This is a genomic window from Candidatus Xianfuyuplasma coldseepsis (assembly GCF_014023125.1).
In the GTDB taxonomy this organism is placed as follows: Bacteria; Bacillota_I; Bacilli_A; order Izemoplasmatales; family Izemoplasmataceae; genus Xianfuyuplasma; species Xianfuyuplasma coldseepsis.
Genome location: NZ_CP048914.1, coordinates 703851 through 720033 on the forward strand (window position 1 = coordinate 703851; position 16183 = coordinate 720033).

Genomic DNA, 16183 nt, shown 5'->3' on the forward strand with positions numbered 1-16183 from the left:
GCTTCCTTTTATATTAGTGTAAGTAATGCATTAAGTGCAACAACAGCTATAAATATCCAATAAAGTTTCGGCTGAACATCCATCAATAGTTGCTTTTCACTTGTTACTAGTTGTTTAAGATAATATACGCCATACCCTACAGCGATTAACTCGACGACCGTAAGAATATAGAATGTAACATCATCACCACTAAATATTGGTGTCATAACTAAGATGAAGGAAAATAGCATGATATTTAACGTATACATCCAAAATAACGATATGACATCTTGAACATTCTCACTTTTTAATAAGATAAAATGACCTAAGAAGACATGGATGACAAACATTGAAATAGCAACGGTCGCAGTTCCTTCAATAAACAATAATAGATAGAATATTAGGTTTACAATAATGGTTAACTCGTAAATGATAAATGGTAATTTTAGATTCATGGTGAATCCCCCTTATGTTGTAGTAATTATATTAGATATTATATCAAGAATATTGGATTATACAAGATGGTGCAATTCTAACATTCATATTACTCATCTGGTCTGCGTTCTATCACAAACATCCACACAAGTAGACCCAGTGTAATCACATTGACAAATAGAATGACGAGATCAATTGTACCTATTTGATCGAATAGTGTCATCACAATATTGATTCCAATGAATACTGCGACACCATATTCAAGAAGCGGATTTCCTTGAATTACGATAAATGCTGCAAGAACATAACAAAGCGCATTTATGATAAGTAGGATTACTATCCATAGTGGCATACTTTCTTGATTGATTGCTTCGAATACAATCAGAATAATCCAGAAAAGAACTTGGAATAATAAGATATCGACTATAATTTTAGGTAATAAGGTTTTCACTATGTCACCTGATTTCGTATACTGTTTTGATACACTAGTACCTCTTTATTGTATCAAATCAAACTCGCTTAGACAACATTCATAGATAGAAGAAAAGAGAATCGTCAGATTCTCTTTATCGTTTAATTTGTTTTGGTTGTCGGTGTACAGTATAGAACCCCCAATGCTTTTCTGGTTCATGTTCATCCGATGAACCTTTCCATGGTTCATCGAACGCCTCAAAGAAATACACTTTCACCTTATTTTTTATACTCCACTTACGCATTTGATTGACGTACATCAACTGGTGTTGTTCATTTGCTACATAGCGGTTAATGCCTGAACCGTTTGAGGTTGTGGGCCAACCGGCTTCGGTAATCATAACGTCTTTATCGGGATACAAGTTCTTCACTGAATTGTATTCTTCAATGCTTGTGTCAAACGCTTCAGCAATCCTCTTACCAGTCCAAACAGGATAGGTATGAATACTAATGAAATCCACTTCTTCAGCTACTTCAGTAAGTTTATTACCCCAGTAATAGAAATTATCACAATAAGTGACCGGTTGATTTACATACGCTTTTAATTGACGGACAAAGTAGAGTACACGTTGTGGATCAACAAGATTCTCATTCCAGTCTGGAACTGATTCATTGCCTGCAGATACACTCCACACAATATCTTCATACTCATTGGCTAAGTTGATTAATTGAAACAACGCCTCTTGATTCTTGCGAATATTTTCCGCACATTCTTCAATCGTATAATCCCCACCCCAGGCACAGTTGGGATTATTTAATTCTCCAAGTAAATCCATTCCTAGCATCACTTGGAGTTGGATATTTTCCTTCCGAATCACATCTAGTACAGTTTTTGCATGTTGATTTGGATGATACATCCGAATATAATCAAAATCTTTTTCGAGTAATAACAAGTCTTCTTTTACTTCATCATATGTAGGAAAAACTTCAAGTATTGGACTTTGGCCATGACGGAATCCCGAGTAACATATCGCACGTCCATACGGTATTTTGTTCATTGTAAAGCTCCGTTCTATTTGTTAAATTTATATGCTCCATCTTTATCCCAAATGCCCCAGTATGCACCGTATTCACCTTCGTGATTGATTTTCCATACTTCATCAAATGAGGAGAAATAAAATAGTGGTATATTTTCTTGTAGTGCCCAGTTTTGTGTTTGAATGAAATAGCTCATCGCATTTTCATAGGATGGTACAGCCCCACCATATTGGCTACCCGCACTTGGCCATCCTGTTTCACTTATCAATACTTCTTTTCCTTTGGAATTATCTTTGACAAGTTGATACATTTTCTTCATATAATCGACACTGATTTCCAAACTACAGTGTTCCCAGAATGGATAACAGTTCGCGAGTAAGACATCACATTCATCGACAATCTCTGGATAATTAATGAACATGTAGTACGCATCCACATAGCCAACTTTGACATGGGGTACTGCTTCTTTGACACGGCGGATATACGAGATTAACTGATCCAATTCCAAATCTTCACGTAGCAGTACTTCATTCCCGATAGCGAGAATGTCCGCATGCCCATTTTGTGCAATTTGAATTGCATTGTTGATTTCTAGTTCATTGTTTTCTAAATCGGTATCAATCCAAGCACCAACCAATGTCTTTAAGCTTTTTTCTTTGGCAATCCGAGGAACTTCTTGATTTCCTAGTGTACAGGAAAATGTTCGAACCCAATTGGTATATGGGCGGATCACTTCTAAACGATCGGCAATTTGTTGTTCGGTAATAACCGATTTCTCACTAGGATCTTGTCCTTCTAAATAAGGTGAGAAACTAATCCCAAAGATTTTATGATCTAAAATAGATTTCATTTCAGATTCATATTCTTCTGTGGATTGAAACTGTAAACGACCTTTATGAAGTAAATAACGATTCACATTTAAATAACGCATTTCTTCTTTTTTTGGTTTTGACACAATTGTCACCTCACTATTTTCTCTACTTTGAATATACCATAATTTACCAGATTGTCAACCAATCCAAAACGTTTTCGAAAGGTTTGGTACTTTGCACAAAAAAAGCCTGAGATAGGCTTATTTTGATTTTTCCATTAGCAACGCGATAATATCTTCTTTTTGGGTATTTATATCACAAATATCAAGATACGTTAAATCATATTCTTGACATTCCTTATAAATACGATGACTCTCACGAATCAGATACTCGACAATCTCTTCAATCGGTTGATCCAAATGATTGAAGATCCACGGGTTATGTAGTTGATTCTTGTACCGAAATAACTCAACAACTTTATCTTGTGTTGATACATCCATGTATCCAAGATATACAATCTGTACATGATTGCGAAAATCCTCTAGCAATCGATGACTAAATTCCGGATTAAAGTGGACTCCTTCTATTAACACATCCTCATCATTATCAATCATACTTTTAATGAGTCCATACAGATAGGGTTCCATTACTTTGGAGACACTCCGGTCCGAGGCATCGATATCAAGTGCTGGTTTTTCGTTACTATAGTGAAGCATCATCATGATGTGATCGGTGGATAATACTGAAATATTATACCGCTCATGAATCCAATTTGATATTACTGTTTTACCAGATTTAGCAGTTCCAGTCAGAATATAAATCATGACATCACCTCTTTATTTTGTTGATTGCCTACGGTACGTTAGAAACACATTCTGGCCAAATGTTTGTGATGATACCAACTCAAGATGAAGTCCTTGATTATCCATAAACAATGGTATTCCACGTCCAATGATATACGGTACTATGTACAATTGCATTTCATCGATTAAGTCCTCATTGATGAACTGCTTAATTAGTTGTGCACCACCAAATAACCAGACCGTTCCTGTTTCATTTACAATGATATCTCGAATATCACAATTTACAAACTCTACGTGATGCGCCGAATTTTTAGCAGGTCTAGTAGTACATACTTTTATCGTTTTATCTGCAAATGGAATGTCCCCATATTCTAACATTTTTTGATAGGTATTACGCCCCATAACAATAGTATCTATTTGCTTTATAAACGACTCAAAAACCGGTGTAAAAGATGGTTCTATATCTCCTAAAAAATCGACTTCCCCATTGGGTCGAGCGATATTCCCATCCAGACTTAGAGCAAGTTGTAAAATTACATATGCCATCATATCACCTCAGCTTATTATACCACCACTAACAAAAAGGAGCCAGTGATGGCTCCTATAAGTTACTTAGTTATCGAGTCGAGATGGTATTAATGGAATGTGAATCGTACCTTGTAAAACATCCTCAACATACTCGGCAATAGTATCTAGTTGTGATTGAGATAGATTGGGATTTACAGGTGGTAGACTTACACCACCTAAGGCCAAATTGAATGTAATTATTTCTCCGTAAACAGCATCCAACTCGATCAATGAAGTTGCAATAATATTAACCACATTATCCATGCGTTTTAACGCTGATGTTAATACAGCTGAATCTGTTTCATTATAGAGTCCATCCGTATATTGATCGAGATCGATACCAATAACCCATACGTCGTCTCCATCACTCCGACGATACTTCGCTTCGAAAATGATTCCATTTGCGGTTCCACCAGCAGCATGGAAGATCACATAAGCACCCAAATCATATTGTTTGACAGCTAAAGCTTGTCCCATAGCCGGATCCGCAAATGTCCCTGCATAATCAACTAACACTGTCATCGTTGGATCAACTGCCCATACACCAGCTTCATATCCGGCTTCAAACTCTTGAATTAGGGAAAAGTCCATTCCTCCGATAAAGCCAACAGTATCTTGTCCTGCTTCTTGTGCTTTTAACGCTGCTGCAACACCGGCTAGGAATCCTTGCTCCTGTTCAGTAAATAATGCAGATACTACATTTGGTGCATCCACGTAGTTATCAATGACAAGAAATTGTTGGTTCGGGTATTCACTCGCAAGTTGTAAAATCGCATCATAGAATAAAAATCCTGGGGCGACAATCAAATCAATGTTGTTATCAATAAACTCTTCGATGTTCGGACGATAATCCGCATCCGAAGATGACGTTAAGTAACAGTAGTTCGATTCTGGGATATTATTCTCTGATGCAAATGCAACGATTCCTTCCCATGTCATTTGGTTAAATGAATAATCAATACCGCCGGTATCTGTAACCATACCTATTGTATAATAATTAGGATCAATTTCAGAATCACCACACATAGAGGTTATATTCCAATTGGCATATACAGATATATCTGAATCTACTGGGGTTTCAAAATTGTAGATGGTAGAGAATGATTCATCTTGATACCATGCATCAAATGTATATCCATCTTTAAACGGATTATCAGGCAAAGTAGGATAATTCCCCTCTTCCACAATTTGAGTGAACAGTACACTACCGCTGGAACCGATAAACTCAACGGTGTAGTATTCAACAACTTCATCCCATTTTGCATACAAGCTGATATCACGATCAATTGCCGTCTCAAAGTTAAATTGGTTTGTATACTCTGCGTCTGTATACCATCCAATAAAGCTATATCCTCCTTTTGTAGGATCTGTCGGTGTTTGTGCTTGTTCACCTGATACGATATCCTGAGTCGATAAACTTGCTTCACCATCGTAAAACGATACTTGATAGGTCACGATGACTTCGTCCCATTTTGCATACAGCATTAAGTTTCCATTCACAGTACTGGAAAAATCATATGGAACATTCAGTGACGAATCACTAAACCACCCACCAAAATCGTACCCATCTTTGGTTGGTTGAACAGGTTCGGATACCGTCTGTCCTTCTACTACTTCTTTTACAACATTTGTAGTGTCACTATTATAGACAAATGTTACTGTAAATGTCTCTTTTTGAACAGTCTCGCATCCACTGAGTATAAACACACTCAATACTAGTCCTAACATAACAGCAATCTTTTTCATGTTTTCCTCCTTGATGTAAAAAAACACAGACTACTTGAGTCCATGTTTCGTTTTCATCCCTCTTTGTAGTACTAATATTTTATCATAGATAATCTCTATAGACAATCTGATTTAGAACATATCGATGATATAGTACTCACCATCAATTTTAACGATTCCTAACTCATCCATTATATATTCAAAATCACCATAGAACTCATTCTCAGGATATAGGTCTATTGAAATAAACAGCACCTCATATACCCCTTCTAAGTTGGTAAAATCTACATCTGGATATGATTGATTCATCTCTTCTATTGTAATATCTTCATACTCATATACCTCTTCAACCGCTACAAAATAAGTTTCCATCATACCATATTGTGCTATTTCAGACTTCATGTACTCAATATATTCTATGGTATCAGTGTAAAAAGATCCGATAATTATTTCAGCACAATCATCAAAATAGTTATACCCCGTCTCTGTATATGATCGATTAAGAGTGACAAAAAAGCGTTCTACTATCTCTACAATCTGTTCTTCATGTGTTGGAACATAAATTTGACTCTCAAGATACTCATTCATCAATTGTAGTTCATCTACTTGATTTTGAAGAGTAGTTTTATCATTATTCAGTTCGATAATAGATTGAGCTAAATTGTCAATCTCTAATTGCATTTCTGCCATCTCATTATTTGAACCACAACCAATTAATATAACCACTAAGAATAGTGTAACAACTATGTTTAATCGTTTCATATGATGCCTCCTTATACAAACTATTATATATTAAAACAGCTTTATCTATCAATCAGAAAAAAGAAGCTTTAGATAGCTTCTATTAGTTTCGTTCTGATTTCAATTGATTTATCTAAGATATTCTCAACGGTTTCTCCATACACATCAATGATTATAGTCATTGTATTTGATGACTCATGATATTCAATCTGTATCGTCGAACCATCTTCAATAACATACTTCAGGAATTTTCGCTTTGGAACATCCATTGTCTCTTCTCCCCTGATGGAGTATCTTTTTCGGGTATGGTGGTTCTCAACTTCAATGACATTTTGATTGTAATATTTACTTGGTGCAAGCTCTGTATAATGATTGTGTAATTTGTCTAAAAAACCCCCATTTACATTGGAATCCAAGTGAATGTCAATTGTCTCTTTCAAATTCTGTGTAGAACGCTTATCTTGATTCATGGTTTTACATCCTTTCTTCGTTATATTTTTAGGATACTATGATTTCTTGAATCATGCAATCCAATACTTGTTAATTGGAGGTACTTCAAAGACTTAACGAAAAACTTTTTAAAAAATATGTAAAGTTTACTTGACATCAATCGATTATTAAGATATCATTACAGTGTAAAGTTTGTTTTACATATAGTAAACCAAACACGACAAGGAGGAAATAAATATGAAAGCAATGTATTGCCCCAAATATGGCGGCCCAGAAGTATATAGACTAATGGATGTTGAACAACCAATACCATCCGAGAACGAGATTCTTGTTGAAGTCTATAGAAGCATCGTCTCCCCAACGGATGTGAATTTCCGTTCTGGTAAACCATTTGTCGCTCGTTTATTTAGCGGACTGACAAAACCGAAGAAGACCATTCATGGAGAAATGTTTGTTGGCAAAGTCGTTCAAGTTGGTAGTGGTGTTACAGAATTTAAAGTAGACGATCTGGTGTATGGTACCAACGGAATGAAGCTTGGAGCGTATGCAGAATATGTCGCAGTTGATACAAAAGAAGCCATCAAGAAAGTTCCAAATGATATCAAGTATAAAGATGCCCTTCCACTATTGGATGGAGGTATAACCGCATTACCTTTTCTGAGGGAACTCGCAAAAGCGAAAAAAGGAGATACTGTTTTAATTAATGGTGCTTCTGGGGCTGTTGGTTCCATGGCTGTTATGATTGCAAAGCACCTTGGATGCCATGTAACCGGTGTATGTAGTACCAACAATGTAGAGGCTGTTATGAATGTAGGTGCTGATGAAGTGATTGATTATACCAAAGAGGATTTCACACAAAATAAAAACACCTATGATATAATTTTTGATACCGTAGGGAAAGCATCCTACTCGAAAGCCAAACAAGCCCTCACTGAACATGGTCTCTTTATAACTACTGTGCCTACACCAGGAATCATGCTTCAAGCATTATTCAAAAAGAACAGTACCAAACGAAGAGCTAGTTTCATGGCTGCGGGTTTACGAAAACCAGCACAAAAAATCAGTGATCTTGAGTACCTCGAAGAACTTATCCGTAACAACGAATTAACACCATTACATGGTAACGAGTATCCATTATCAAAACTAGGTGAAGCTCAAACCTATGTCGAAACAGGTCACAAAGTGGGAAATGTAACAGTAATCGTAAAAAAAGAAGCCTAAAATAGGCTTCTTTACTTTATATTGTTCCTAGAATAAGTGGGTGAAAAACCATCCATTCGGTCTCTAGATCAAATAGTTACTTTTTTGATGGAAACGAAGTGAAAATATGAATTAAACTCTTGATACAAAAAGGTCTCTTGATAATCCACTTCTAAACAGTGCTTTGATTTCGTAATAATTTCATTCAAATGCTTAACTCTAAAACCACTCTCTTGTACAATGAGAACGAATCGCGCGTTATTCTTCATCTTATCGATAATTCGATTAATGGACCTTGTTTCCTCGGCAATATCGTTTTTATAAAAATGAAACATCGAATTCATTAAAATGATATCGTATTCTTGGAAACTCGCAAAATCTTTATAATCTGTGACTTCACCAACGACATCTAATTTCTCTTTCGTTGCGATCTCATTTAATTGATTGATTCCAACATCGGATATATCTATTCCTCTTACAGAAAATCCCATACGACCTAACTCTAGAGTATCCCTCCCTTGTCCACAACCTACATCTAATATCATACTCGATCGATCAAATCGATCAAAATAACGTATTAATTCAGGATATGGTTTTCCAAAATAATTAGCCTTTTTATAGTACTTATTATATGAAGACATGAAATCACTCCCTACGATAATTCTAGCAAAATTCAATGCATATTTAAAGGTAATTAATCCGTGTGCTTTATATGAAAACAAAAAAAGAAGCAATAACTGGCATCTTTTATTTATATAATGGTAGCGGTGACAGGATTTGAACTGTACCAAAGATTTAGAGACCCAAAATGTAATACTTACTCTACCTCCACATAAATAAAGAAACATTCCACGAGGAGTATTTCAGAATTATCCTTTAATATATTCAAAATCAATTACTACCTTAGATTTTGGCAAATAAGTGATTGATATCTCATCACTAACTTTAGGCATCTTATCTTTACATAGAATGTAGAACTTAATACCATTAACAACAAAAACTAATGTATTGTGACCCCTTGTATCAAACCAAACAAAATCATAGACTTTAGAAACTTCTCCTTTGAGTACCTTAGTGTTTAAGTGCATATCATCTATGAGTTTTAACCCTCTTATTAATCTTGGTATCATAATGATGTTTAACCCTATCATTATAAATCCACTAACTAAGACAAATGTTGTATCTATAGCTTCAATAACATAACCAAGAGTGAAAAATAATGAGAGAATCATTGTTAAAATAATTGCCCCCAACGGCCTATAGAACAAGTCTTTCTTATAGTTTCTATACTCTTTTAGTATATTCATGCTACCCCTCCAATACTCAACATTATAGTAATTATATCACATCTAGAAATCTAATGTAAGACAGCAAATGCACAATGGTCTTATCGATATAATTGTGTACATCACAAACAAAAAGAAGCCTATCTTGGCTTCTTTACTTTATATAGTGGCAGGGGTGACAGGATTTGAACCCGTACTAACGGTTTTGGAGTCCGATTATATGTTTTTTCAGCACTCCAATAAGCTAGTAAAGTTCATTACCTTACCCTATACAATAATTATACTAAAGAAAGCGGGTGATAACAACATAGACGCACCACAAAAACAGGTCCACTCCCTGGCACGACTATTAAGGGGAGTATGAATTGCAACAAGAGTTCCAAAGTTAAAAGAAAGGATGTTGCAATCGGTGATCATGTCATAAACTGGCTACCACATTGCCTTCGGGAAAGGGTGGCACTAAACAATGTTAGGCTCTGTTCAAATACAGACTTCATAAGACCTACAGCATAAGTTGATCACTTAAACATGATAGTTCGGTACTGCCGCACCTATAAAGAAATCACTATAGTAATAATAAACGAAATAAGAAGAAAAGGAGAAGGAAATGAAAAAGACGACATCCTTCAATAAAGATTTGTTTAAAAAAAGTTTAGTTAATAGTTTAAGTAATTATAAAGAGGGTTCTAAACAACAAGTAGAGCGCACTCCTAAGTATTCTACTGGAATAATTCCTTTGGATGATTTACTTGAAGGTGGTTTCCCAATGGGAAGCATAGTTGGCTTTGGTTCAGAAGCCGGTGTAGGAAAAACAACCATACTTTTACAAGCTTGTGCAAACATTGTTAAGAAGTACAACAAGACTGTTTACTACATTGATGTTGAGAATGGAGCAAAACTAGACTTGATCTACAAAATGGAATACACAGATATGTTGTACCATCCTGAATCAAATCCAGAAGGCAGGTTTTATCTACTATCATTCAAAACTATACAAGACATTGTGAGTTTTATTAACCAGGCTGCGAAAGGTCAAGATACTGCCGTAATTGTAATTGATTCTGTAACACAAGTTGTGGATGAAGAATCCAAAGAGAAAGATGATTTGGATGTATCTAATAAACAAAAGGGAAAAATCGCAACAATGTGGTCTAAAGCATCAAGAGCTTTGAACACTATTATCGGTGACTCTGACATTAGTCTAATCATGGTTCATCAAGCAAGACAAAAACTAAACGACTTCAACCCTAAAACCACTTCTGCTGGTGGGAATGCTCTAAAACATATCACCTCAGTTGAGTTATGGGCAAAAAAGGGGAAATACATAAACGAGAAATATGTAACAGTTGACAAGGCGTCAAACTCAATAGGTTTCAATGTTAAACTTCAGAGTTTGAAGTCTAGATGTGGAGATTCGGACTCTTCAAGAAATCTAGTACTTTTCAAGGGTAAAGGCGCTGTTAATGTTTTTGCTGTAAAGGAATGGCTTGAAGAGTATCAGTATTATGATAAAAAGAAAGAGGAATACATCCCGTACTTCACTAAAAACGACCCTTGGAAGACATACAACATTCCTCAGTTAAGTATCTACATTAAGGAGAGATCTTATACAAAAATTCTTGAGCAGCTAAACTACCATAGAGATGAACTTATTCCATATGTTATACAACAACTCGAATCAAATTGGTAGATAATGCCTCAATAACAACTAAAATACTTATTATCATTATGGGTTCTCACAAATAAACAATCAAAAACACTCCTATATCAATGTGATTTAGAAGTGTTTTTGTAATAAAAATCCCAGTAGCTTTCTCAAGATTAGTAAAATTAACCTCTAATCCGTAATTGTGAGAGAGTCACAACTATATTGATTATAGATACTATAAATCATCAATTATTTGTTTTCTTTTAGTGTTGTATTCATCCTCAGTGATAATACCTTTGTCTCTTAAAGAAGTTAACTTTTCTAGTCGCTCAGTAACGTCAGTATCTTGCTTCTGAATTTTCGGTTTAAAGTGTTTGGATTTATCTATCCTACTAAATCTTGTGTTCATAGATTCAAGATATTTATCAATCCATCTAGGTGCTGATTGGAATCCAACAGATCCATCCATTGAGTCAGCTTGAATATTAACTTTCGTTCCATCTTCAACTCGACTAAAAGTAATTCTTAACTTGGCAGGATTCAATGGAGGAAAGAATTTCATTGGGCACTTAATTACTATTGAACCAATTCCCCTATTGTTGCTAACTACCTTACCAATGTCGTTACCAGCATTTATGCATAAGTTAAATGCATCATCAAATTCTAAAGGTAGGACCATTTCTCTAGTCCCCTTTTTAAACATTGTACCTACTAACATGTTACACCTCCATAATCCTATATTAAACCAGAAGTAATCATGTAATCAATAAAAACTGCTTACAAAAAGTCCCGCACAGTGTAATTTTTCATAAAAACTTGATCATTCTTCACCAAGAAAGACATTAAAGGGGGATGTATTTTCCTTCCCAAACATACTAACTACAGAGTTAGACTTCGTTAGCTCCATCAATGTACTTGTCATAATCGATGTCTTTGGTTTTATCAAGACTGATAAAAGTAACCTTATCAGCTACAACTGTTAAGTCTTTTACGATGATCTCTAAGTGTGCCTTAACTCCGATCATGCTTCCAACCTCGATATGTTCTTTAATAGCATTTGATAAATGCCTAGATAGTCTTACATTAATCTCATCAGTGTGGTTTTCTGTTTCGTTTACATTAGTAACCAACAACGAGATTAATAACTCTTCAGGATTTCCAGCACTAGTAACAAAGTCATATATACCAGTAACCTTACCTACCAAAATGACTTGATTCAACATGGAAATCAACTCCTTTCAACTATAGTTGATGTATTAAGTATAACCGGTTAAGCGCCTAAATGCAGCCCTAAAATAGAAAAAGATGATACTATTGAACTGTATCATCTGTATTCTCTGTATTTGACTTCTTAGGTGATTTTATTTTCTTGATTGTCACTTTCACTATGTTTTGTAGAACCAGAAAATCTTGTTTGACATCTGTCTTTATTACATCTAGAGTTAAGTATCCTTTACGAACCAGTACTATTGTTACTACACCACTACCTGTTATCGAAATCCAAAAGAATGATAGGAAGATATAATGAGAGCCAAGTAAATCCCATCTAGTAACTTCAATGAATGAAGCATAATGATCGTTGGTATAAAATAACTGCTCACTTGAGAAAACAAATCGCTCAGCACCAACATCATCTGTTGTGGCATTGATATATGCTTCAGTATATGAATATCCGTCTGGTAGTAAAACTGGATCTCTAGTATTGTCGTATACAGCATAAACTGTTACATCGTATTCCCCAGGAGCAACTCCTTGTGACTTAGGCACGTAATTGCTAGGCAATTCATCATACTCTAGTATATACATTGCGACATGATCATAATCAGTATATGTTTTATAACGTCTAGCATTCACATCTGTACTCATTGACATAATTAACAGAAAAAGTACCACAGGAAGGAAAATGTATCTTATCCTTCTTCTAAATGACTCTTGTTCTAAACTTAAAAGAAACTTGTCTATACTATCTCTAATCTTCTGATTCATCCACTTTATCCATAAGGAACTTTACAGCAGATGTAACTGAGTTCAAATTGAATCTATGATTACTATCATATGCATTTGGGATACTGAACACTGCTCCAGCATCAAGTAGTACTTTAGCAATAGCAAGTCCATCTTCAAAATTCACTTCTTCTAAGGCTAGATCTAGAGATTTCTTATCAACTATGTTGATCAATGCTTTGACAGCCATCAAGTCGTTTGCTTTTACTGCATCAATGATTCCATTGGACATCTGATGTTTGTTAAGATTCATATTAGATACTCTATCTTGAACGTATGCTCGATCATTAATTTTCAAGAGATTCTCAACAGTCTTTAGATCATAGTTATCATATAGGAACTTAGCACACTCTGTAGCCTCATAATTAATCGCAAAGTCAAACATGTCCTTGTTCACATTATATTTGCTTCTATCGAGGAAGTACTTAAGAATATGTACTACATCTTTCTCTATTGCAACCTGAACTAGTTTAGGGACACCCCTGTCTCCCATTCTCACTAATCTTAATTCGGGAATAAGTTTTAATGTCTCGTCATTGGTACAAGCTAGAACGGCAGAAACGTATTCCTTCATATTCTCTGAGAGGTTTGCATACATGGGTAAAATTTTCTTACCTATTCTTAGCGAACCGCTTCTCTCTGATAATCTAGGTATCTCTAATTTACCATGATGATAACTAACAACATTGCCTTCTTCATCTTTTATCGGAGTACGGAAACTCGACTGTAGTAATTTCAAATCGTTGTTCTTAATAAGAAATGCAACAAATCGAGGATTGTTATTCAGTGACTCAATGATAAGTTGTTTAGAAAAGAGAAATTTGAATTTCTCTAAATCGTTACTCTCAATACAATAGTCTAATAATGTCTTACCATTACTATCAGGCTGTTCAGGAGCCAAATCTGGATTGATTTTATCAATGTCTTGGTTATAAAACTTGCTTAACATTGTTTCTCGCTCTGAACCAGCATATAGGATGTCATCCACTTTTACATCTAGAAACTCTGCAATCATCATTAGGTTCGAGATCTCAAATGAACTCTTACCACTTAAATTCTGAGATACTGCTTGTTTGGATATACCAAGATAATCAGCCAAATTCTCTTGTGTATGTCCCTTTAATCTGAGTTGCTCTTTGATAAATTTTCCAATTTCAACTGTGTTCATTTTGATTCCTCCTTTTGATAACTTCATTATAGTCAAGTTGTGATTTATTTGTAAGCAACTAATAGTTAATTTCTCCTTTACAATATAAAAATGATACATAGTAAAGTAAACCACTCATTAACTTTCTTTTACTTAAGCGGTATTAAGACTATGTATCAAACTATTTCGGAAGTAAATTACCCCTTATTTTTATTTTATCATTTTACAAAATAAAGTATAACAAAAATTTTCAAATGTCTCTTCTTGTTTTAGAATGGCAGATCATCTTCCGACACTTCAATATAAACAGGTTTCTTTTCATTAATACGTACTTCAAGTAGTTTGTTTTGAAAAGAATGTATTAATGCATCCAATAATTCTTCATTTTTGTCTTTCAATGCTTCGTATATTTTATTTAAAACTTTGATATCTTCAACAGGAATTCCAACATTGCATTTAACTTTTATATCTAAGGAATCAAAAAGATCTTCAGCTCTAACAGAATGTTCAAACCAATTCCTTTTTATCAATATGTTTAGATTGTCTAAAATCTCTTTAATTGATGCAATACTAAATTCATTATAGACATTAAATCGGGGTTCAAAATGAACATCTCCATTCCAAATTTCTAATCTATCATAAAATATACTTACCATACTATCTAAAGCCTGTTGTCTCAACTCATCATAATTAATCTCTGGTTTAGTTTTATCTAAAGGAGATTCTTCGATGGAATCTTTGTTTTCTTCATCGTAATCAATGGTTATTTGAAGTTCTTTCTCTAGCTTATTAAGCTGCCCTCCATCTATTATTGACATTGAAAAATTAGTTTCATCTAGAAACTCAGTTTTCAAAGCATTAGAGTTGTTTAGAAATCCTTTGTCGGATGTTATAAAGTATAGGTTTTGATATTTCTTCATTTCAAAGTACTCTAGAAGACTAATCCATATCATACTATCTTTAAAACCTTTGTCGCTTGCATTCTCATTGCTGTTGAAAGGTGGTAACTTATATCGATCTCTTTCAAGTAACTTGTCAAGCATCTTTTTCTTATTGTAGCTGATAACTTTATCCTTAAAATGATGATCAATATATTTATCAAGTGACTTCTCATAAAGTATTATCTTGTCTTCAAGATTTACTTTATTATTTATCTCAACATACTCTACTAACTCTTCTTTTAGTACCTCTATTTTTTCATAAGATTTTTTTATGTCTCTTGCTTTAATGTTCTTAATCTCTTTAACAACAATTTCAGGGACAAAAACATCATATTGTTTTTTACACTCTACTATAAATCTTGTTATGTAATTGTCCTTTCGTTGTTCTATTAGAAAATTTGTATCTATTACAATAGCATTTTCCATTATATCTCTCCATCCAAGCCTAATTTAAGTATTTTCATAAACCAGTTCAATCGTTTCACAATGTACTAGTCTTATGAATTTATACTACCTAGCCTTCTTCTATTTTCTTTTCACCCATTTTGCCTCACCCTTTTTTTTAAAGAGTGTAATAAAATATGATTCAACTGCCGGTGCCATCCAATGTGGTTCTATCAAAAAAGATTTATAATATACAAACCTACTAGGAATTGGCAAAGTCATTATATAGTCATAGATTTTCTTTATGCAAGATTTTGTTTTTGCTTGAGTGTTTTGCACAATGTGAGACTTGATACGTGTGTTAATACCCTTTTTATTTTCCTTCTTACCAATATATTGACACCTACCAAGGTTATCAAATATAAAATAGATGTTATTAGAAGAAGGTTCCAAGACCTTTGTATCTTTTCGTTTCAATACTTGGTATCTTTTTGGTTTGTTGTAAACCATTCTTTTGAATTTAGATGGATTTTGAATGTCGTTTTCGATTGTGTCGAGAACGTTCTTTATACATGCAAAACCACTGAAATTGTAATCGGCCATAAACTACCT

General features: G+C 34.4%; 19 protein-coding genes. 2 read left to right on the forward strand and 17 right to left on the reverse strand.

From position 1 onward, the window contains the following. Positions 1 to 8: 8 nt before the first annotated feature. The 9 genes from G4Z02_RS03290 to G4Z02_RS03330 form a co-directional block, all read right to left on the reverse strand. Positions 9 to 434 (reverse strand): hypothetical protein, encoded by a 426-nt coding sequence (locus G4Z02_RS03290; protein WP_258878439.1) that lies wholly within the window; start codon positions 432 to 434, stop codon positions 9 to 11. Positions 435 to 523: 89 nt separating this feature from the next. Further along, a complete protein-coding gene (locus G4Z02_RS03295; protein ID WP_258878440.1) occupies positions 524 to 865 on the reverse strand; it encodes a hypothetical protein in 342 nt (113 codons plus the stop codon). Between the two features lie 115 nt (positions 866 to 980). Continuing rightward, positions 981 to 1883 (reverse strand): glycosyl hydrolase family 17 protein, encoded by a 903-nt coding sequence (locus G4Z02_RS03300; protein ID WP_258878441.1) that lies wholly within the window; start codon positions 1881 to 1883, stop codon positions 981 to 983. A gap of 14 nt (positions 1884 to 1897) precedes the next feature. Continuing rightward, complete coding sequence (locus G4Z02_RS03305) at positions 1898 to 2818, reverse strand: glycoside hydrolase family 17 protein (protein ID WP_258878442.1); 921 nt, start codon at positions 2816 to 2818, stop codon at positions 1898 to 1900. A 117-nt stretch (positions 2819 to 2935) separates the two neighbouring features. Then, a complete protein-coding gene (locus G4Z02_RS03310; RefSeq protein ID WP_258878443.1) occupies positions 2936 to 3499 on the reverse strand; it encodes a hypothetical protein in 564 nt (187 codons plus the stop codon). Positions 3500 to 3511: 12 nt separating this feature from the next. Then, positions 3512 to 4024 carry a dihydrofolate reductase family protein gene (locus G4Z02_RS03315; protein WP_258878444.1) on the reverse strand — a complete coding sequence of 171 codons (513 nt, stop codon included), beginning with the start codon at positions 4022 to 4024 and terminating at the stop codon, positions 3512 to 3514. Positions 4025 to 4090: 66 nt separating this feature from the next. Beyond that, on the reverse strand, positions 4091 to 5791 hold the full coding sequence (locus G4Z02_RS03320; protein ID WP_258878445.1) for a BMP family ABC transporter substrate-binding protein: 1701 nt from the start codon (positions 5789 to 5791) through the stop codon (positions 4091 to 4093). A gap of 111 nt (positions 5792 to 5902) precedes the next feature. After that, on the reverse strand, positions 5903 to 6532 hold the full coding sequence (locus G4Z02_RS03325) for a hypothetical protein (protein WP_258878446.1): 630 nt from the start codon (positions 6530 to 6532) through the stop codon (positions 5903 to 5905). A gap of 68 nt (positions 6533 to 6600) precedes the next feature. Next, a complete protein-coding gene (locus G4Z02_RS03330; protein WP_258878447.1) occupies positions 6601 to 6981 on the reverse strand; it encodes a hypothetical protein in 381 nt (126 codons plus the stop codon). A gap of 217 nt (positions 6982 to 7198) precedes the next feature. Between G4Z02_RS03330 and G4Z02_RS03335 the strand changes: the two genes are divergently transcribed. Continuing rightward, positions 7199 to 8182, forward strand: coding sequence for an NAD(P)-dependent alcohol dehydrogenase (locus tag G4Z02_RS03335; protein ID WP_258878448.1), 984 nt, complete (start codon positions 7199 to 7201; stop codon positions 8180 to 8182). Positions 8183 to 8250: 68 nt separating this feature from the next. Here G4Z02_RS03335 and G4Z02_RS03340 read toward each other — a convergent pair whose 3' ends face one another. Further along, on the reverse strand, positions 8251 to 8802 hold the full coding sequence (locus G4Z02_RS03340) for a class I SAM-dependent methyltransferase (RefSeq protein WP_258878449.1): 552 nt from the start codon (positions 8800 to 8802) through the stop codon (positions 8251 to 8253). 228 nt (positions 8803 to 9030) lie between these two features. Then, on the reverse strand, positions 9031 to 9468 hold the full coding sequence (locus G4Z02_RS03345) for a hypothetical protein (RefSeq protein ID WP_258878450.1): 438 nt from the start codon (positions 9466 to 9468) through the stop codon (positions 9031 to 9033). A gap of 586 nt (positions 9469 to 10054) precedes the next feature. On the opposite strand from G4Z02_RS03345, the gene G4Z02_RS03350 reads away from it, so the two are divergent. Further along, a complete protein-coding gene (locus G4Z02_RS03350; RefSeq protein ID WP_258878451.1) occupies positions 10055 to 11137 on the forward strand; it encodes an ATPase domain-containing protein in 1083 nt (360 codons plus the stop codon). A gap of 193 nt (positions 11138 to 11330) precedes the next feature. On the opposite strand, the gene G4Z02_RS03355 is transcribed toward G4Z02_RS03350, so the two are convergent. The 6 genes from G4Z02_RS03355 to G4Z02_RS03380 form a co-directional block, all read right to left on the reverse strand. Then, on the reverse strand, positions 11331 to 11813 hold the full coding sequence (locus G4Z02_RS03355; RefSeq protein WP_258878452.1) for an SHOCT domain-containing protein: 483 nt from the start codon (positions 11811 to 11813) through the stop codon (positions 11331 to 11333). Between the two features lie 169 nt (positions 11814 to 11982). Next, complete coding sequence (locus G4Z02_RS03360) at positions 11983 to 12318, reverse strand: single-stranded DNA-binding protein (protein WP_258878453.1); 336 nt, start codon at positions 12316 to 12318, stop codon at positions 11983 to 11985. Positions 12319 to 12406: 88 nt separating this feature from the next. Beyond that, positions 12407 to 12949: a ribonuclease domain-containing protein gene (locus tag G4Z02_RS03365; protein WP_258878454.1), complete on the reverse strand. Its 543-nt coding sequence runs from the start codon at positions 12947 to 12949 to the stop codon at positions 12407 to 12409. 115 nt (positions 12950 to 13064) lie between these two features. Beyond that, on the reverse strand, positions 13065 to 14267 hold the full coding sequence (locus tag G4Z02_RS03370) for a helix-turn-helix domain-containing protein (protein ID WP_258878455.1): 1203 nt from the start codon (positions 14265 to 14267) through the stop codon (positions 13065 to 13067). A gap of 248 nt (positions 14268 to 14515) precedes the next feature. Beyond that, complete coding sequence (locus G4Z02_RS03375) at positions 14516 to 15613, reverse strand: PIN domain-containing protein (RefSeq protein ID WP_258878456.1); 1098 nt, start codon at positions 15611 to 15613, stop codon at positions 14516 to 14518. Between the two features lie 99 nt (positions 15614 to 15712). Further along, complete coding sequence (locus G4Z02_RS03380) at positions 15713 to 16174, reverse strand: hypothetical protein (RefSeq protein ID WP_258878457.1); 462 nt, start codon at positions 16172 to 16174, stop codon at positions 15713 to 15715. Positions 16175 to 16183: the final 9 nt, after the last annotated feature.